Consider the following 18,954-nt stretch of genomic DNA (forward strand, 5'->3'; position numbering starts at 1 on the left):
CGCATGCATGAAAAACAGGCGTCCCCAACGTGCTCTCCCTGACGAGGCTTGGCGTGCATTGCAGAACTATCGGATGGTCCGTTCTGTTCGCGGTTTGCAGCGCGTGGGCTGGCGCCACGCTCGCCGCCACCGACGCCGCCGCGCCCATGCCCTCGGCCATGGATGAGCGTGTGCGTGCCTGTACGTCCTGCCACGGCGCGCAAGGCCAGGGGCGCGACAACGACTACTTTCCGCGCATCGCCGGCAAGCCTGCCGACTACCTGTTCAACCAGTTGATCTCGTTTCGCGACGGCGGCCGCACCTATCCGCCCATGGGCTATCTGATCGCCTTCCTGCCCGACGACTATCTGCGCAAGATCAGCCAATACTTCGCAGACCTGCAGCCGCCTTATCCGAACGCGGATACCGGCGAGGTTTCACCCGCCGTGCTCGCCGACGGCGAGCGGCTCGTCACGCACGGCGACGCCGCCCGCAAGCTGCCCGCGTGCGCGGCCTGCCACGGTGCGCGGCTGACCGGCACGCAACCTGGGATCCCAGGCCTGCTCGGCCTGCACGCCAGCTATATCGCCGGACAGATGGGGACCTGGCGCTCCGGCACACGCCATGCGAACGCGCCGGACTGCATGCATTCGATTGCAGTCAAGCTGACCGACAAGGACATCACCGCGGTGTCGAGCTGGCTCGCGCGCCAGCCGCGGCCCAGCGATCCGCGACCGGCGCCCGTGAGCAGCGCGACGTTGCCGTTGGCATGCGGGAGTCAACCGCAATGAAGCCGATCACGTTTCGTCTCGCGTTTGCGCTGGCCGCCGCACTTTGGCCATTGACGCCCACTGCGTTCGCCGCGACCGCCGCAGAAGCCGACGCCAGCGCGGCAACAGCAACAACGGCAAGCGCCTCCCCCGACACCCGCCCCGACATCGTCAAGCGCGGCGAATACCTCGCGCGGGCCGGCGACTGCATTGCGTGCCACACCGCGCCGCGCGGCAAGATGTTCGGCGGCGGCCTCGCCATGGACACGCCGTTCGGCACGCTCTACTCGCCGAACATCAGCCCGGATGCGCAGTACGGCATCGGCGCATGGAGTGCGGACGCATTCTTTCACATGATGCGCACCGGCCGCACGCCGGACGGCAAGCTGCTCTACCCGGCCATGCCGATTGCGCAATACACCAAGGTCACGCGCGAGGACTCCGACGCGATCTTCGCCTATCTGCAGTCGGTGCCGCCGGTGCGCGAAGCGAGCCGCCCGCAGGCGCTGAAGTTCCCCTTCAACCAGCGCAAGCTGCTGCTCGGCTGGCGCACGCTGTATTTCCGCGAAGGCGAATACCAGCCGGACCCGACGCGCTCGGTCGAATGGAATCGCGGTGCGTATCTGGTGGAAGGGCTCGGCCACTGCACCTTGTGCCATACCAAGATCAATCTGCTCGGCGGCTCGTCGCAGCGCGACCAGTTCGCGGGCGGCCTGATTCCGGTGCAGAACTGGTACGCGCCGTCGCTCACCTCCGACAAGGACGGCGGCCTCGGCGACTGGAGCGTGAAGGACATCGTCGATCTGCTGCAGGCCGGCATCTCCGATCGCGGTGCCGTCTACGGCCCGATGGCCGAGGTCACCTATCACAGCCTGCAGTACATGAGCGACGCCGACATCAAGGCGATGGCCGCTTATCTGAAGACGCTGCCGGACAACGACCCCGGCCGCAAGGCGGGACCGTCCGCGCCGACCCATACCCGAGTGTTCGAACTCGGCGGCCAGATCTATGCGGGCAAATGCGCGCTGTGTCACGGGCAGAACGGCGAAGGTCAGGTGCAGCATTACCCGCCGCTCGCGCGCAACCAGTCCATTGAAATGAATTCGGCCGTCAACCCGATCCGAATTGTCCTGAACGGCGGCTTCCCGCCAGGGACGCAGCGCAATCCCGAACCGTATGGCATGCCGCCCTTCGGCCAGGAATTGAGCGACACGGACGCGGCCGCCGTGGTGACCTACATCCGCACCGCCTGGGGCAATCATGGCTCGCCCGTGACGGAGCGCGAGGTCAACGAACTGCGCAAGGCGCCGTTGCATTGAACCGCCTGGCGGCTGGCGCCGGGCCGGCCACGAGCCAGGCCACGAGCCGGCGTGACCTGTTCCAAACGTTGTTGCGGAGAACCTGCAGATGGACGACAAAGACAGCCCGAGCGCCGCACCGCCCTCCGATGACGAGGTCGAACGCGTGGTGGCCGCCGGACCGCACGGCGCGATCGCCGTGGCCGGCGTTGCCACGCTGATCGTGATGGCGATCTGGGTCGGCTTCTACCTGTTCGTGTTCTTGCCGCGCGGGATCGTTCACTGATCATGGCGACGCCCTCCCCTGACCATCCCACCGGCGGCCATGCGGTTGCCCTGCGCGCCGAACGGCGCTGGGCGATCTTCGCAGCGGGCCTGATCCTGCTGATGCTGGTCGTGATCGTGTTCTCCGGCCTGCATTGGGCCATGATGCCGCCTTCGCGCGTCGAGACGGTCGATCCGGCACGTCTGCAGTTATCCGGCGAATTCGTCGAAGACAACCTCGGCTCCGCCGTCGAAGCGGACGGCTCGGTCGTGGTGCGCTTCGTCGCGCAGCAATACTCGTTCACGCCGCAATGCCTGCTGGTCCCCACCGATACGCCGGTCACCTTCCGCACCACCAGCGCGGACGTCGTGCATGGGCTGCTGGTCACGGACACCAATATCAACACGATGGTCGTACCGGGCTACATCTCGACGCTCGCCACGAGCTTCGCGCATCCCGGCGACCATCTGATGCCGTGCCACGAATTCTGCGGCTTCGGCCATCAGACCATGTGGGCGCACGTAAAGGTGATAGACAAGGCTGCGTTCTTCGAGCAGGCACGACAATCAAGGAGGCTGAGCTGTGTTTCTCGCTAAGCGACTCGTTCTCGCGCACTTCTGGCTCGCCTTCATTGCGTTTCTGCTGGCGCTCTTTCTCGGCGCGTGGCAGATGCTGGTGCGCAGTCCACTGCTACCGTGGGTGGGCAACCCCGAGCTCTACTACCGCTCCGTGACCGCACACGGCACGGTGATGGCCTACGTGCTGCCCACGCTCGTCGCGATGGGCTTCGGCTACGCGATCGTCGAACTCGCCTTGCGTCAGCCGCTGATAGGACTCAGATGGGCGTGGGCCGCGTTCTTCGTGCTGGCGGCGGGCGCGGTGGTGGCGATGGTGCCGGTCTCGATGGGCCAGGCGTCGATACTCTTCACGTTCTATCCGCCGATGATCGGCAGTCCGCTCTATTACCTCGGCGTGGTGCTGGTCGTGGTGGGGTCGTGGATCTGGGTCGCGCTGATGCATGTGAACCTGCGCGCCTGGAAGCGCGCGCATCCCGGCAAGCCGGTGCCGCTCGCGATGTTCGCCAATGTCGCGGGGGCTTATCTGTGGGCATGGACCGCCATCGGCGCGGCGCTTGAAATCCTGCTGCAGATCCTGCCGGTCGCATTCGGCTGGAAGACCACCATCGATGCCGGCCTCTCCCGCGTGCTGTTCTCGTGGACGCTGCACGCCATCGTCTACTTCTGGCTGATTCCCGCGTATATCGCTTACTACACGATGGTGCCGGGCGCGATTGGCGGGCGTCTGTACAGCGATTCGATGGCGCGCGTGTCGTTCATCCTGTTCCTGATCTTCGCCATGCCGATCGGCATTCACCATCTGTTCGCCGATCCGCAGGTCGGCGCGGGCTTCAAGTTCCTGCACGCGGTCTTCACGGGGATGGTGTCGGTGCCGACGCTGCTCACCGTGTTCACGATCTGCGCGTCGGTGGAAATCGCCGGACGCCTGCGCGGCGGCACCGGTGCGTTCGGCTGGCTCACCGCGCTGCCGTGGCGCAATCCGATGATGCTGGTGCTGGCGTTCTCGTTCGTGATGCTGGGCCTGGGTGGCGCGGGCGGCCTCATCAATATGAGCTACCAGTTGAATTCGACCATCCACAATACGCAGTGGGTCACGGGCCATTTTCATCTGATCTTCGGCGGCGCGATCGTCATCATGTATTTCGCCATCGCCTATGAACTGTGGCCGCAACTGACGGGACGCGCGCTGTGTTCGCTGAGTCTCGTGCGCACCCAGTTGTGGCTGTGGTTCATCGGCATGATGGTCGTCACGCTGCCGTGGCACTACGTGGGCCTGCTCGGCGCGCCGCGACGCATGGCCTATTACGACTACAGCGCGCCCGGTCTCGAACCGCAGGCCATCTGGGTGGCGATGTCGGCGATCGGCGGCTTCGTGCTGGTGATCTCCGGCGTGCTGTTCATCTACATTCTGGCGAAGTCGCAATTCGGACCGCTCGCACAGCCGCGGGAATTCCGCTTTAGTCTCGCCACGCATCCAGTGGATCACGTCCCTGCCGCTTTGAATAGCTTCGGCCTGTGGGTCGGGCTGATGATTGCGCTAACGGTCGTCAACTACAGCGTGCCGATCTTCCAGTTACTGCGGCTGCAGCAGACCTCCGTGCCGGCGGTCGTCGTCGGAGCCCAGCGATGAATCACGAACGCGTCTTCAGCGTGCGCAATCCATGGTTCGTGACGAGCGTGGGCGGCACGATTGCGCTTGCCATGGTATCGATCCTGATCGGCTTTATCTGGCTGCCGTCGGCCAACGGCGATTTCAGCGGGCACGGCTTGTGGGCGACCATTTGCAGCGCGGCAGGCGCGCCGTCGAGCTGGTACGGCGGCGGGGCGAACGTGGCAGGCCCGGCGCCCAGCGAGGTCGTCGTGCTGCCGCCGCCGCGGCATGTGAGTGTCGATACGGGTTCGATCGGCCGCGGCGCGACCATCGCGACGCAGAACTGCTCGATGTGTCACGGTGTGCTCGGCACCGTGCAGGTCACGGCACCGGCGCTCGCCGGTCAATATGCGGATGTGATCTACAAGGAGTTGCGCGACTATCAGAACGGGCTGCGCGCCAACGCGATCATGCAGCCGATCATCCACAATCGCAGCGATCAGGATCTGCACGATCTGGCGGCGTACTACGCTTCGCTGCAACGTGCTGCGCCGGCCCAACCCGGCGCCGCCGACGCCGCGCAGGATGCGGATGCGGTCAAGCTGGCGATGCAAGGCGACCCGATCCGCAATATCGCGCCGTGCGCCGCATGCCACGGCCAGCTAGATCGTAAAGGCGCCGCGCCGTGGCTCGGCGGCCAGTCGTCGATCTATCTGGCCGCCCAAATGCAGCGCTTTGCGAGCGGCGAGCGCCGCAACGACATCAACGAGCAGATGCGCAATGTGGCGCGGCATCTGACGCCGCAGGAAATTGACGGGCTGGCGAAGTACTACGCGGCGCAGCCTTAGCGGCTCGGCCGTGTCCAGCGTGTCCGGCGCAAACCTGCCTAAGCCGCGACCGGTTCCACCCGACGCGCACCTGCAGCTACATTCGCCGCCGGCCGCGCGCGGCCACCCACGGCCGACGTATCCGTACGGAACACCGCGACCGCCGCCGTCAAACGACGCGCCTGATCTTCCAGCGAGCTGGCAGCGGCCGCCGCCTGTTCGACAAGCGCAGCGTTCTGCTGCGTGACTTCGTCCATCTGCGCGACCGCGAGGTTGACCTGATCGATGCCGGTGCTCTGCTCCGTCGCAGCCGCGGCGATCTCGCCCATGATTGCGCTCACGCGCGCGATCGCGTTGACGATCTCGGTCATCGTCGTCCCCGAGCGTTCGACCAGTTGCGCGCCGGTTTGCACGCGCGCATTCGAATCGTCGATCAGCGTCTTGATCTCTTTGGCCGCGCCCGCGCTACGCTGCGCGAGCGAGCGCACTTCGCTCGCGACCACCGCGAAGCCGCGACCCTGTTCGCCGGCGCGGGCCGCTTCGACCGCGGCGTTGAGCGCGAGAATATTGGTCTGGAACGCGATGCCTTCGATCACGCCGACAATGTCGGCAATCCGGCGCGAATCGGCGACCATGTGATTCATCGTGCCGACAACCTGCTGGGTCAACTCGCCACCCTGCGCCGCCAGGCCCGACGCGCCCTGTGCGAGCGAACTCGCCTGCTTGGCGTTCTCGGCGGTCTGCTTGACGGTGGAGGTAAGTTCCTCAATGCTCGCGGCGGTCTCCTCGAGCGAAGCCGCCTGCTCTTCGGTACGCTGCGACAGATCGGTGTTGCCGGCGGCGATTTCGCTGACGCCGGTATCGATCGATTCGGTGCCCTGACGAACGATATTGACCGTCGAGATCAGCGAGTCCTGCATCTTGCGCAGCGCGGCGGCCAGCTTGCCCATTTCGTTGTCGCTGGTGACTTCGATGCGGCCTGTCAGGTCACCTTCGGCGATGCGCTGAAACTGTCCGATCGTCGCATCCACGGGATGGACGATAGCCCGCACCAGCACCACCCGCCCAAGCCACGAGAACACCAGCGCCAGCACCATGCCCACCGCAACCGCGACGCTCACCGCAAAGAAGCGGTCCTGCGCGTCCTGATAGCGTTGCGCGCCATGGTCCAGTTGCAGTTGCTCCAGCGTGAGCATCGACTTTTCGTACGCGTTGTAGAGCGAAGGCAGCTTATGCGCCTGCAGTTGCTGGAAGGTCGGCTTGTCGCCGGACTTCAGCGCGGCCATTGCCGGTTCGACGCCTTCGTGCAGGAAGATGTCGCGCTTGTCCGTCATATCCTTGATGAGGCGCTGTTCGTCGTCGTCCGAACCGGCGCGGCTCACATAATGAGCAAGGCGGTCGTTCGACACCTTCAGATACTGATCGAAGCGCTGCAGGACCGCCGAGGCGCCATCCTGGTCGTTCAGGTCGACCAGCGATGCGTAGGTAGCCAGCGCGAGGCGCAGGCGCAGCAACTGGCCGGCGCTGCCTTCGAGATCGGCGACCGCGGGCGTATCCACCGTGTACATCTGCTGCAGCGAGTCGTTACTGGCGCGCAGCGAGAGCAGCCCGGCCGCCGCCCCGATCAGCAAGACGATGCCGAAGAAGGCAATCATCAGGGTTAGACAGGCGCGGATGGACAGCTTGGTCAACATGGGTCAATCTCCATTGGGCGGCCTTGCCGGCATTCAGCGAGAAGGTCCGGTCAGGCATGCTGCGCCCAAGCCCATTGGCCAGGTCCGCAACTTGATGATTAAAATTTAAGCGAACGCCACACAGCATGGTCTACGGCCAATCTAAAAAAAACTTTAAGGTTTTCGTCAGACAATTCGCCTTACCGTCTTTTGCGGCACGGTGTGCAATCCCGGATACTGATGGTGTCAGCCCACCCAGGCGCCGCGCGCCGGCCGCCTGGCCCGGGACTCCCCGAGGTTGTCCCCGCGCACAAGTTGGTGGACAGTAGCGAAGCGACGTTCCGCGGAGTCACGCGCCATGTACGAGATTGGATCGGCCTTGCTGGTGTTCGTGCTGCTTCTGATCGGCACGGGGACGGGCGTGGTGGTAAGACCCTTGCTGCCGGAGGAGCACAAGGCCCACGAAACGGTTCAGCTCATCCAGCTGGTGATCGGCATGCTCGTCACCTTTGCGGCCCTGGTGCTGGGGCTGATGACGGCGTCCGCGAAAACGGCCTTCGATACGGTCGGCAACGACTTTCGTACCTACTCCGCGGACCTGATCCAGCTCAACGCCACCTTGCGTGAATACGGCGCTGACGCGAGCGAGGTGCGTCAACTGCTGCGCGCCTACACGGCAGCGGCCATCGCCAGCACCTGGCCGACCGAAGCGCACCCGCCCGGCGACTACTATCCGAAAGACATCCCGGTGGAGAACAACACCGACAAGCTGGAGGACACCCGGCTCGGCGACATGCTCAACCTTGCCGGCCAGAAGCTGCGCCAGATGTCGGCGCCGGACACTTTTCACCAGCGGCTGCTGGACCGCAGCATCGAACAATTCGAAACCATCATGCAGGCGCGCTGGAAGCTGATCGAGGAAGCGCACAGCACGATCTCCCAGCCGTTCTTCAAAACGCTGACGTTCTGGCTGTTCGTCATTTTCCTGAGCTTCGGCCTGATCGCGCCGCGCAATGCGCTGGCGCTGGTGACGATCACGCTTGGGGCGTTGTCGATCGCGTCGGCGGTGTACGTGATCGTCGATCTGGATACGCCGTTCACCGGTCCCATTGTGATTTCGAGCCAGCCGATGCGCGACGCGCTGGAACATCTGAACCGCTAGCGGCCGCGCATCGGTGGGGTGAGGGCGTGAGTCCTCGCGTCAGCAGGCCGCCATCTTTTCACGCGCCCATGCCACTGCGGCACGCGCCGGCGCCACACCGGTTGCCTTCACACGCTCCGCCAGTTCGAAGACGCGCGGACCGATCTTCGCGACTTCGGCGAGCACGGCCTGCTCTTCGCCGGAGCCTTCATATTCCCGCACGCAACTGATGATGCCGCCCGCGTTCACGAGGAAGTCCGGCGCATAGAAGATACCGCGTCGATGCAGGACATCGCCTTCGGCCAGCGAGATCAACTGGTTGTTGGCGCCGCCCGCCACCACCTTGAACCGGCATTGCGCCGCGACCGATTCCGTAATCGATCCGCCGAGCGCGCAAGGTGCGAAGACGTCCGCTTCGACACCGGTAATCTCCGCCGTCGCCACCACACGTGCGTCGAAGCGTTGTTGCGCGAGCGCGGTTTTGCCGGCGTCGATGTCCGACACGATCAGTTGCGCGCCCGCCTGATGCAGACGCTCGCACAGGTCCCAGCCCACCGAGCCGAGCCCTTGCACCGCCACCGACACGCCGTCGAGCGTCGTGCGCCCAAGCGCCGCTTCCACGGCAGCCAGCAGACCGACGAACACGCCGTAAGCCGTGCGCGGCGACGGGTTGCCGCCATACACGTCGTTGGCGCGCGGAATGCCGCTCACGTAGCGGGTCTCGCCTTGCACCGCGCGCATGTCGTCGGCGGTCGTGCCGACGTCCTCGGCGGTGATGTAAATGCCTTCCAGCGATTGCACCAGCCGGCCGAACGCCTTGAACAGCGCCGCGCGGTCGAGCGCTGCCGGACTGCGCAGGATCACCGCCTTGCCGCCGCCGAACGGCAGGTCGGCAAGCGCGTTCTTGAACGCCATGCCTTGCGACAGGCGCAGCGCGTCGTTGTACGCCTCGTGGTCCGATGCGTATTGCCAGTAGCGGCAGCCGCCGAATGCGGGGCCGCGCGCCGTGCTGTAGACGGCGACGATAGCTTGCAATCCGGAAGCGGCGTCGGTGGCGAGCACGATGCGTTCGTGAGCGGGTTCGCCATGCAGTCCAAAGAGCGTGCCGGCGGCGGTGGTCGTCAGTCGGTCCATCAGTATTCCTTCCTTGTGGGCGGAGAGTTCAGCGTCCGCGCGAAGCGATGGCTTCGCGCCTGGCCGCATGCGGTCCGGATCGCGGCAGCATGCGGAGGTTGAGCGAGACGCACGGAGTGCGACGGGGGTGCGCCTCGACCGCAAGAGTGTATGCGGCCAATTCTGGGGATTTCTTCTGTTTATCTGGCATCATGCGAGCCACGGCAGAAGCAATGACCATCGAAACTCTGAATTGAAGACGAATCGTCTCTCCGTGCGCCGTGCGGGGAGAGCCCACTGGAGCACGCCATGAAGCTCGACGCGATCGATCAGCGGATCCTGCGCGAACTGCGCAGCGACGGCCGCCTGTCCAACGCCAAACTGGCCGAGCGCGTCGGCCTGTCGGCGACGCCTTGCTGGAACCGAGTGCGTGCGCTCGAAGAAGCCGGCGTAATCGAAGGCTATGCGGCGCTGCTGAATCAGAAAGCGCTGGGTTTGCCCGACACCGTCATCATCGAGGTGACGCTCGACAAGCACGACGAGCGCACGCTGGAGCGCTTCGGCCAGGCGCTGGCGGATCTGCCGGAGGTGGTCGAGGCGTTTCTGGTGTCCGGCGAGTACGACTATCTGATCAAGGTGGCGGTAGCGGGCACCGAAGGGTATGAATCGTTCCTGCGCCGCAAGCTATACCGGCTGCCGGGCTTTCAGAACAGCCGCTCGATCTTCGCGCTGCGCTGCCTGAAGCGATCCATTTCGGTTGAGCCTTGAGGAACCGCGGAAGCCGTCGCCACGCCCTCCGGCGCCGCAGCCGCGAACCCTTCGCGGATGAAGCGCACCATCTCCTGCACGGGCGCGGCGAGCGGAACCGCAGGCAGGTGGAGATGAATCGCAAACTCAGGCAGGCTGGGCAGCCCGGCCTCACGCGGCAGGACCTGCAAGTCGAGCGGCACCGTCGAATCGAGCCACGCCGTCACGGCCATATCCATCCGCACCGTCGCACGGGTTGCGTCGAGATTGGCGTTTTCGAAGACGGTCCGCCAGGGCACGCCGTGCAGACGCAGCGCATCGAAAATCGCCGGCCGGAAAGCGCAGGTATCGCTCACGATCGACACCGCGAGCGGCCGCTTCAAGTAAGCGCTGCCGCCCGGCGCGCCCACCCATTGCAAGGGCTCGACACGCAAACACTCGCCGCCCGGTTCGCCCACGCGCTGCTCGACGATCGCGAGATCGACTTCACCGGCATTCAGCGCGCCGAGGAGTTGCGGCGAGGCGAGACACACCAGCGAAAGCTCGACCTGCGGATAGCGTTGCGCAAACGACTTCAGGATGCCCGCCAACCAGCCGTCGACCAGATCGTACGGCACACCGATCCGCACCTCGCCGGCGAAGGCCGTGCCGCGCATGTCGGTCCAGATCCGATCGTTCAACTCGATTAGCCGCTCCGCATTGTCGAGCAGCCGCTCGCCGGCTTCGGTGAGCTTCAGACCGCTCCGCGCCCGCTCGAACAGCGCCAACCCCAGGCAGGACTCCAGACGCTTGATCTGCTGGCTGACCGCCCCTTGCGTCACGTGCAGTGCATGGGCCGCCGTCGTCATGCTGGCGCCGCGCGCGACAGTCACGAAGGTTCGCAGCAGGCTCGTATCCAGGTTGCGGGGCATGGTGAGCGATTAGAAACGTTAATGCGAGCCATTATAGACATTCGATTTCCTCGCGCAGGACGCCCGCTTACAGTCGGCATGTCGCGAGCGCGTCGGTCCGGGCAGGTCCGCCCAGGCCCGCGCGAATTCGCATGAATTCGCATCGTTCAAGCCTTCATGGAGATCGTCCTGTCATGTCTGAAATGCTGTTTTCCCTGCTTCTGTTCGTGATCGTCGCCACGATCACGCCCGGCGGAGCGACGACCCTCGCCACCGCCTCCGGCGCGCAGTTCGGCTTCAGACGCAGCATGCCGTTGATGGGCGGCATCGCGCTCGGCCTGGCCTCGCTCGCGGCGCTCGCTGCGGCCGGGCTGGCCGGCTTGCTGCATGCGCTGCCGGTCCTGCAGGTCGTGATGAAGGTGGCGGGGTCGGCGTATCTGTTGTGGCTCGCGTGGAAGATCGGCACGAGCGGTCCGCCGAACCTCCAGGCCAAAGCCGCGCAGAAGCCGGCCAGCCTGATTGGCGGCGCGTTGCTGCTGTGGCTGAATCCGAAGGGATGGGCCATGGCGCTCGGCGCGGCGGCTTCGTTCGCCGCCTTGACCTCGAACCCGCTGCGCCTTGCCATGATCCTCGGCTCGTCCTTCGGCCTCGCGGCCATCGTGTCCCTCACGCTGTGGTGCGTCGCGGGCGTCATGCTGAGGCGGGCGTTGCGCACCGAGCGGCACTGGCGGATCGCCAACGCCATCCTCGGTTTGCTGCTTGCCGCGTCGATCGCGCCAATCTGGCTCGCATAGGCATCGCCGCGAGCAAACGCGTCATCGCTTGCCCAGTCTGTCCACCAGGCAAAACCGCCGGTTCAAACGGGTGCATTCGCTGCACCAGGATGCGGTAGATCATTTCCTCTAGTTTCGATGTTTACAAAATCGCGAACTCTTTCGGCGTGTTATAAGCGCGATACCCTTTCGACCGCGTGGGTACCGGCGAATGCCTGAGCACCGTTGGCGCTATACCAGCCAACGGGTCGGTTGCCTCGGCTTCAACGGCGCCGCCAACCGGTCGACGGGAATCGAGCCGCGCTTTGGCACAGCTTCTGCTTAGTGTGCCGTCGCCTCAAACCAGCGCGCTGCCGACACAATCGGCGTTGCGTGCTGATGGGACTTTCGATCACGAATGTTGCGCGTCAACGGCAAAACGCTTGCCGGACAACGCGCATGACTGCTGACGCACGGCTCGTGCGTCGACATGCAGATCGTCCATGCTTGTGGCTTCAACGACAGGAAGAACCGTAAGTGAAACGTATGCAAGTGGTATCGGCCGCCGGGCGACGCAACGGCGGTACGCCCATACTGATGTGGCAAGACCTCGAACCATCCATGACCGCGATGGCAGCACGGCCCGCCGGCACTGGCGAGCCGCCCGCGCGCACTGCAGCGCCCGGTCGAGCATCTCACGCGCTTGCGCGCCTCCCTCTGTCGCCCGACTCCCCATTGCCTTCCAGACGCCCTCGCCCCCTTGCGGGCAAGAGCGATTTGCGTCCCGCGCCCAGGTGAACCTGTGTGTGCGTGCAGCGCTGCTGCGATATCGCGCTTTCCTCTCCGCCTCCCCTCGTGCCATGTCACGGGGTGCGGTTTGCTTTTGAACTCCTTCTTCCCAAACAGGCCATGAAACTGTCGCATTCCCTTACCGCGGTGCTCTCAGCGCTGACGCTCACTTTTGCCGGCACAGTCCTGGCGGTCACGGTGCCGCCCGGCACCACGCTTGCCGCCAAGCAGGAGTTGACGCGTCAGGTGCCGACCGAAGTCGAATCGCTCGACCCCGCGCACATCGAATCGTGGACAGGCGATACCATCGGCCTCGACCTGTTCGAAGGCCTCACCCGCATCAGCGCCTCCGGCGCGGTCGTGCCGGGCGTTGCGGAGTCGTGGACGCGCACTGCGCCCGACACCTGGGTGTTCAAGCTGCGTCATGACGCGAAGTGGAGCAATGGTCAGCCGGTGACCGCGGCAGATTTCGTCTACGCGTGGCAGCGCGTGCTCGATCCGAAGACGGGTTCCAAATATACGATCCTGCTGGAATTCGTGAAGAACGCCAAGGCGATCCTCGCCGGCAAAGCGCCGCTTACCTCGCTGGCCGCGCGGGCAGTCGACCCGTACACGCTCGAGGTCAAGACTGAAGTGCCGGCCGCTTTCTTCACCGAACTGACCGCCATGCCGGCCATGGCACCGGTGAACAAGGCAACGGTGGACAAGTTCGGGGATAGCTGGACGCGCCCGGGCAACCTGGTGAGCAACGGTCCATACACGCTGACCGATTGGGAGCCGAATAACCGCATCGTGATGGTCAAGGACAACAACTACTGGAACGCGCAACACGTGGTGATCGCGAAAGTCACCTACGTACCGGTGGAAAGCGACGAGACAGCGATGCGCATGTACCAGTCCGGCCAGATCGACTATACGTATTCGATCCCGTCGGGCATCTACGCCCAGGTCAGCAAGCAGTTCGGCACGGAACTCAAGACCGGCGTGCAGCTTGCGACGTACTTCTATAGCCTGAACAACAGCGATCCTGCCTTCCATGACCCGCGTGTGAGACAGGCGCTTTCGATGGTGATCGACCGTGATCTGCTCACCTCGAAACTCACTCAGGCGGGTGAAGTGCCGATGTACGGGCTGATCTCCAAAGGCACCAAGGGTGCCGCCGTCTACACCCCCGACTGGGCGAGCTGGCCGATGGCCAAACGCGTGGATTATGCGCGCGGCCTGATGAAGGCAGCGGGCTATTCCGATGCCAACCCGCTCACTTTCACCCTCACATACAACACGAACGACCTGCACAAGAAAGTGGCGCTCTTCTCCACCTCGGAATGGCGCACCAAGCTGGGCGTGAATGCGAAGCTGGAGAACGTCGAATACAAAGTGCTGCTGAGCGAGCGCCATGCGGGCAAGGTGCAAGCCTCGCGCGATGGCTGGTTCGTCGACTATAACGACGCGATGTCGTACTTCGATCAGCTCCACTGCGGCGGCGTGCAGAACGACCTGCATTTCTGCGACCCGAAGGTCGACGCGCTGGTCGACCAGGCCAACGCGCAACTCGACGATGCGAAACGCACCGCGCTGCTGACGCAGGCGCACAATCTGGCCATGAGCGAAACACCGCTGATCGCCCTGTTCCAGTACTCGGCGGACCGGCTCGTGAAGCCTTACGTGGGCGGCTATCTGCCGACCAACTATGTGGATCAGCGCGCCTCGCAGGACATGTACCTGCTGGCGCACTAAACCCTGAGCCCTGACCATCGAATGCTGAAGTAACGGAATCCGCCATGCTCGCCTACGCGCTGCGCCGCACCTTATGGGTCATTCCGACCGTTCTTGCCGTGATTACGGTGTGCTATCTGATGTTGCACGCGACGCCCGGCGGTCCGTTCGACACCGAAAAGCATCTGTCCGCGGCGACCCTCGCAAACCTCAACGCGAAATATCACCTCGACCAGCCGCTCTGGAAGCAGTACCTGCTGTATCTGGACGCGCTGCTGCATGGCGACCTCGGGCCGTCGGTCCGCTATGTGGACTGGTCGGTCAACGATCTGGTCGGCAAGGCGCTACCGGTGAGTCTCGGCGTGGGCGGCCTGTCGGTGCCGATCGCGCTGGTGATCGGCGTGCTGCTCGGCACCGCGGCCGCGGTGCGCCGCGACGGCATCACCGATCGCATCGTGATGCTGCTCGGCAACGTCGGCAACGTGATTCCGCCGTTCGTGCTCGGCCCCGTGCTGGTGTGGGTGTTTGCGATTCTGCTCAAGCGCTCCGACGGTCACGGCTGGCTGCCCGCCGGCGGCTGGGGCGACGGCGGCTGGCGCTACCGCGTGCTGCCAATGGCGCTGCTGGTGATCATCAACGTCTCGTCGATTGCGCGGGTCATGCGCGGCAGCATGATCGAAGTGCTGTCGGGCAACTTCATCCGCACCGCACGCGCGAAGGGCATGCCCGGTCACGTGATCGTGCTGCGGCACGCGCTCAAGCCGGCCTTGATGCCAGTGGTGTCGCTGCTCGGTTCGATCTGCATTTCGTCGATTACCGCCGCCGTGGTCACGGAGTCGGTGTTTGCGCTGCCGGGTCTCGGGCAACTGGTGGTGGACGGCGCCATCAACCGCGACTACACGCTGGTACTCGGGCTCGTGGTGCTGACGACCGTCGCGGCCGTCGTGTTCAACCTGCTCGTCGATCTGGCATACGCGTGGCTCGATCCGCGCATCCGCTATTGAGATCCTCGTACGGATACCGCCTTGATCATCGAACTACGCTAGAGACACCATGAACACTTCCCCTTCCACCACAGCATCGACGGCCAACGCCGCCCCGCGGCGCTCGCGCAGTCCGCTCGAACTGGCCTTCCGGCAGTTTCTGCGCAACCGTGCCGCGCTCGCCAGCCTCGTGATCCTCGGGATCATCGTCATTGCCTGTTTCGTGGGCCCACTGTTCCTGACTAACGACCCCGCCGCCAACGACTGGGGCGCCATCAGCATTCCGCCCACGCTGCTCGGCCAGCACTGGTTCGGCACCGACGAGCTCGGCCGCGATCTGCTGGTGCGTACGCTCGCAGGCGGACGCGTGTCGCTCGAGGTCGGACTGCTCGGTACGCTGGTGTCCGGTTTGATCGGCGTCGCGTGGGGCGCTACGTCCGGCTATATCGGCGGACGGACCGACGCGGTGATGATGCGCATCGTCGACATGATGTATGCGATTCCCTACATGCTGATCGCCATCCTGATGATGACGCTGCTCGGCCGCGCCTTCTACCTGGTGGTGCTGACGATCAGCGCGTTCTCGTGGCTCGACATGGCGCGCGTGGTGCGCGGCCAGACGCTGTCGCTGCGCACCCGCGAGTTCATCGACGCGGCCCGTGCCACCGGCGTGAGCACGCCAGGCATCATCCTGCGCCACATCGTGCCGAATCTGCTCGGCGTGGTGGTGGTGTACGCAACGGTGACGGTGCCGGGCATCGTGCTGACCGAATCGGTGCTGTCGTTTCTCGGCTTGGGCGTGCAAGAACCAATGACCAGTTGGGGCGTGCTGATCAACGACGGCGCGCAAAAACTGGAGTCGATGCCGTGGCTGCTGCTGTGCCCGGCGGTGATGCTGTGCGTCACGCTGTACTGCGTGAACTTTGTCGGCGACGGGCTGCGCGACGCGCTCGATACCAAGGAGCGGTGAGATGGCGTTGCTTGAAGTAAAAGATCTGGGCGTGCGCTTCACACGACGCGACGCCTCGCCGGTGGATGCAGTGCAACGCGTGTCGTTCACGCTCGAAAAGGGCAAGACGCTGGGGATTGTCGGCGAATCGGGTTCAGGGAAAAGTCAGACGGTGATGGCGCTGCTCGGGCTCTTGCCCGGCAACGGCCTGACCTCCGGCGAAGCGCTCTACGCAGGACGCAACCTGCTGACGTTGAGCCAGCGCGAACTGAACCAGATTCGCGGCGATCGCATCGGCATGGTGTTCCAGGATCCGATGACCTCGCTCAACCCGTTTCTGACGGTCGAGCGGCAGATGACCGAGGCCCTGCAACTGCACCGCGGCGTGTCGCGGCGCGAGGCGCGCCAAAAGGCCATCGAGGCGCTGCAGCGCGTGTGGATTCCGGATGCGGCGCGCCGCATCGACCGCTATCCGCACGAGTTCTCGGGCGGCATGCGCCAGCGCGTGACGATCGCCACGGCGCTGCTGACCGAGCCGGAAATCCTGATCGCCGACGAACCGACCACGGCGCTCGACGTGACGGTGCAGGCGCAGATCATCGAACTGCTGCGCGAGCTGAACCGCGACCTGGGGACGGCGATCATTCTGATCACGCACGACATGGGCGTGGTCGCGGGACTCGCGGACGACGTGATGGTGATGTACGCGGGCCGGACGGTGGAACGCGCCGGCGCGCAGGCGCTCTTCGAGAACCCGACCCATCCGTACACACGTGGGCTGCTCGACGCGTTGCCGCGCATCGACGACAGCGACGGGACCCATGACATCGACGCGCCGCTGCGCACGATTGCGGGCAATCCGCCGGCGCCCGGCGAGGCGATCGAAGGCTGCGCGTTTGCGCCGCGCTGTGCGCTGGCGAAAGAACGCTGCCACAGCACGCGGCCCGAACTGGAGGCGATCGCCGGCGAGAAAGACGGCTGGCGTGCATGCTTGCGGCCGGTCGGCGAGATGATGGAGGTGGTGCGGTGAGTGAGACGGCGACGCAAAGGACGGTGGATATGGGTAACGGGACGGCAGGAAAGCCGCTCGGCGGCGGCGCGGCGGGTGGCAATGCCGGCGCCGCGGTGGGCGAGCCCGTGCTGACGGTGCGCGATCTCAAGGTGCACTTCCGGGTGCCGCGCGGCGCGTATCCGTGGTCGTCGAAAGCGACGCTGCGTGCGGTCGACGGCGTGTCGTTCGAGGTTCGGCGCGGCGAGACGGTGGGGCTCGTCGGCGAGTCGGGTTGCGGCAAGTCGACGCTGGCGCGCGCGATCATCGGCTTGACGCCGGTGACCGCGGGCAGCGTGCGCTGGCGCGATACCGAAACCGTCAGCGACGGACGGCGGCCGGCCTCCGCCATGGAGCGGCTGCGCAAGGATGTGCAGATGGTGTTCCAGGATCCGCTCGCGTCGCTCGATCCGCGCATGACGATCGAGCAGATCGTCACCGAGCCGCTGAAGGTGCAACGCCCCGGGCTCGGACGCGACGAAACGCGTGCCCGCGTGGTGACGATGCTCGAACGTGTGGGGCTCGGCGCGCATCATCTGTCGCGCTATGCGCATGAGTTTTCCGGCGGACAGTGTCAGCGAATCGGGATTGCGCGCGCTTTGGTGGGCGAGCCGCAACTGGTGATCTGCGACGAACCGGTCTCCGCACTGGACGTGTCGATTCAGGCGCAGATCGTGAACCTGCTGCGCGATCTGCAGCGGGAGTTGCAGCTTTCCTTGCTGTTTGTCGCGCATGACCTGGCCGTCGTCAAGGCGATCAGCCAGCGAGTCCTCGTGATGTACCTCGGGCGCGTAATGGAGCTCGGGACGCGGCACGAGGTGTATGGCTCGCCGCAGCATCCTTATACGCGGGCTTTGCTGTCGGCTGTGCCGCGGCCCGATCCAGCGACGGAGCGCACGCGTACCCATGCCGTGCTGACCGGGGAAATGCCCTCGCCGTTGAACCTGCCTTCCGGGTGCGCGTTTCGCACGCGGTGTCCGGAGGCGATCGGCGCGTGCGCGGAAGAAGTGCCGCAGTCGATCTCGCGTGGGACGGGGGATCGGCGGGTGGCGTGTATCCGGGTGGGAGCGGAGCCGGTTGCGTCCACGGTCCACGCTGTTAGCCGCTAAAGCGCGTACCGTTCAGAGCGATGTTTGAGCGAGCTTCGCCGCGTGATGCGGCGAAGCTCTACATGCATTACGGCGAAACGGTAAAGGCCGGATTCGGACTCACCGACAGGCTGTTGACCGTGCAACTGCCGCTAAGCGGTTGCGCACTCGCGCTGAGCGTATTGGTGGCGTTGCTCCAACTGCCGTTGATCGTCGAGGGGCCGCAATTCGCGCCGAGCACGCTAAAGCCGACGTTCGCCACGTTGCCCGCCGTCGTGCTGGTGGCGACGAGTTTCCACGGCAGCCCGATGATCTGCGGCACGCCGCACAAACCGCTACCGGTGATCGCCACTGAATTGATCTGGGCGTAAGTGCCGTCGGTGCTGACCACGCCGCTGAGCGTGATGCCGCAACTGACGTTGGGCGCAATCGGCGTGCTGACATTGATCGTACCGGGCGCCGTGAAGGAAGAACCGGCCGGCCCGATCGTGGCGGCCGAGACTATCGGTGACAGGGTTGCGCAAATTAGAGCGACAGCAGCACCGCGAGCAAACGTCTTGATGAGCTTCATGATTTGCCTTCCATAGTTGATGGCAACGAAGTTGCCGGATAGAGGCAACAGGCAGCGCTGTTCAGACCGCTCGCCACCCCGCCTTTTCGATGAACCAAACTGGCGCTACCTTCTTGCGACAAGCGCGCAGTAAGCGTACGCGCTGACGCATTACTCATTCGTCATCCTTATTGTTTTTCGAACCCG

Annotated in this window: 18 protein-coding genes; 14 read left to right on the forward strand and 4 right to left on the reverse strand. The window is 64.9% G+C overall.

Annotation, left to right across the window (positions count from 1 at the left end; genetic code table 11):
* Positions 1 to 53 precede the first annotated feature (53 nt).
* From P3T42_RS24095 to P3T42_RS24120, 6 genes are all read left to right on the forward strand, one after another.
* Entirely contained in the window at positions 54 to 770 is a 717-nt protein-coding gene (locus tag P3T42_RS24095; protein ID WP_429307448.1) for a c-type cytochrome, read from the forward strand.
* Entirely contained in the window at positions 767 to 2,068 is a 1,302-nt protein-coding gene (locus tag P3T42_RS24100; protein WP_429307449.1) for a c-type cytochrome, read from the forward strand. The genes P3T42_RS24095 and P3T42_RS24100 overlap by 4 nt, the downstream gene beginning before the upstream one ends.
* An 88-nt stretch (positions 2,069 to 2,156) precedes the next feature.
* Positions 2,157 to 2,333: a hypothetical protein gene (locus P3T42_RS24105; RefSeq protein ID WP_171991728.1), complete on the forward strand. Its 177-nt coding sequence runs from the start codon at positions 2,157 to 2,159 to the stop codon at positions 2,331 to 2,333.
* Positions 2,334 to 2,335: 2 nt separating this feature from the next.
* Entirely contained in the window at positions 2,336 to 2,908 is a 573-nt protein-coding gene (locus P3T42_RS24110; protein ID WP_074300823.1) for a cytochrome C oxidase subunit II, read from the forward strand.
* Positions 2,895 to 4,520: a b(o/a)3-type cytochrome-c oxidase subunit 1 gene (locus tag P3T42_RS24115; protein WP_429307450.1), complete on the forward strand. Its 1,626-nt coding sequence runs from the start codon at positions 2,895 to 2,897 to the stop codon at positions 4,518 to 4,520. Before P3T42_RS24110 ends, P3T42_RS24115 begins: the two co-directional genes overlap by 14 nt.
* Positions 4,517 to 5,329: a c-type cytochrome gene (locus P3T42_RS24120; protein ID WP_429307451.1), complete on the forward strand. Its 813-nt coding sequence runs from the start codon at positions 4,517 to 4,519 to the stop codon at positions 5,327 to 5,329. The genes P3T42_RS24115 and P3T42_RS24120 overlap by 4 nt, the downstream gene beginning before the upstream one ends.
* A 38-nt stretch (positions 5,330 to 5,367) precedes the next feature.
* Here P3T42_RS24120 and P3T42_RS24125 read toward each other — a convergent pair whose 3' ends face one another.
* Positions 5,368 to 7,002, reverse strand: coding sequence for a methyl-accepting chemotaxis protein (locus P3T42_RS24125; protein WP_074300826.1), 1,635 nt, complete (start codon positions 7,000 to 7,002; stop codon positions 5,368 to 5,370).
* A 337-nt stretch (positions 7,003 to 7,339) separates the two neighbouring features.
* On the opposite strand from P3T42_RS24125, the gene P3T42_RS24130 reads away from it, so the two are divergent.
* Positions 7,340 to 8,143, forward strand: a complete 804-nt coding sequence (locus tag P3T42_RS24130; protein ID WP_429307452.1) for a hypothetical protein — start codon at positions 7,340 to 7,342, stop codon at positions 8,141 to 8,143.
* A 39-nt stretch (positions 8,144 to 8,182) separates the two neighbouring features.
* On the opposite strand, the gene P3T42_RS24135 is transcribed toward P3T42_RS24130, so the two are convergent.
* Positions 8,183 to 9,256 carry a Leu/Phe/Val dehydrogenase gene (locus P3T42_RS24135; RefSeq protein WP_429307453.1) on the reverse strand — a complete coding sequence of 358 codons (1,074 nt, stop codon included), beginning with the start codon at positions 9,254 to 9,256 and terminating at the stop codon, positions 8,183 to 8,185.
* 288 nt (positions 9,257 to 9,544) lie between these two features.
* Here P3T42_RS24135 and P3T42_RS24140 point away from each other — a divergent pair, with 288 nt between their 5' ends.
* Positions 9,545 to 10,003, forward strand: a complete 459-nt coding sequence (locus P3T42_RS24140) for an Lrp/AsnC family transcriptional regulator (RefSeq protein ID WP_074300829.1) — start codon at positions 9,545 to 9,547, stop codon at positions 10,001 to 10,003.
* Here P3T42_RS24140 and P3T42_RS24145 read toward each other — a convergent pair.
* Positions 9,940 to 10,893: a LysR substrate-binding domain-containing protein gene (locus P3T42_RS24145; RefSeq protein WP_429307454.1), complete on the reverse strand. Its 954-nt coding sequence runs from the start codon at positions 10,891 to 10,893 to the stop codon at positions 9,940 to 9,942. The genes P3T42_RS24140 and P3T42_RS24145 overlap by 64 nt on opposite strands.
* 173 nt (positions 10,894 to 11,066) lie before the next feature.
* Here P3T42_RS24145 and P3T42_RS24150 point away from each other — a divergent pair, with 173 nt between their 5' ends.
* The 6 genes from P3T42_RS24150 (at position 11,067) to P3T42_RS24175 (ending at position 18,218) form a co-directional block, all read left to right on the forward strand.
* Positions 11,067 to 11,666 (forward strand): LysE family translocator, encoded by a 600-nt coding sequence (locus P3T42_RS24150; RefSeq protein ID WP_429307455.1) that lies wholly within the window; start codon positions 11,067 to 11,069, stop codon positions 11,664 to 11,666.
* Between the two features lie 867 nt (positions 11,667 to 12,533).
* Positions 12,534 to 14,150 carry a peptide ABC transporter substrate-binding protein gene (locus P3T42_RS24155; protein ID WP_429307456.1) on the forward strand — a complete coding sequence of 539 codons (1,617 nt, stop codon included), beginning with the start codon at positions 12,534 to 12,536 and terminating at the stop codon, positions 14,148 to 14,150.
* Positions 14,151 to 14,194: 44 nt separating this feature from the next.
* Complete coding sequence (locus P3T42_RS24160; RefSeq protein WP_074300833.1) at positions 14,195 to 15,133, forward strand: ABC transporter permease subunit; 939 nt, start codon at positions 14,195 to 14,197, stop codon at positions 15,131 to 15,133.
* Between the two features lie 49 nt (positions 15,134 to 15,182).
* The gene (locus P3T42_RS24165) at positions 15,183 to 16,082 is read left to right on the forward strand and encodes an ABC transporter permease (RefSeq protein ID WP_074300834.1); all 900 of its coding nucleotides are present in this window, start codon (positions 15,183 to 15,185) and stop codon (positions 16,080 to 16,082) included.
* Between the two features lies 1 nt (position 16,083).
* Positions 16,084 to 17,091: an ABC transporter ATP-binding protein gene (locus tag P3T42_RS24170; protein ID WP_429307457.1), complete on the forward strand. Its 1,008-nt coding sequence runs from the start codon at positions 16,084 to 16,086 to the stop codon at positions 17,089 to 17,091.
* Between the two features lie 29 nt (positions 17,092 to 17,120).
* Positions 17,121 to 18,218, forward strand: a complete 1,098-nt coding sequence (locus P3T42_RS24175; RefSeq protein WP_429307530.1) for an ABC transporter ATP-binding protein — start codon at positions 17,121 to 17,123, stop codon at positions 18,216 to 18,218.
* A gap of 67 nt (positions 18,219 to 18,285) precedes the next feature.
* On the opposite strand, the gene praA is transcribed toward P3T42_RS24175, so the two are convergent.
* Positions 18,286 to 18,768 carry an alkane oxidation protein activator PraA gene (gene praA, locus P3T42_RS24180; RefSeq protein WP_074300837.1) on the reverse strand — a complete coding sequence of 161 codons (483 nt, stop codon included), beginning with the start codon at positions 18,766 to 18,768 and terminating at the stop codon, positions 18,286 to 18,288.
* Positions 18,769 to 18,954 lie beyond the last annotated feature (186 nt).

This window comes from Paraburkholderia sp. GAS38, from assembly GCF_050434965.1.
Taxonomy (GTDB): Bacteria; Pseudomonadota; Gammaproteobacteria; order Burkholderiales; family Burkholderiaceae; genus Paraburkholderia; species Paraburkholderia phenazinium_A.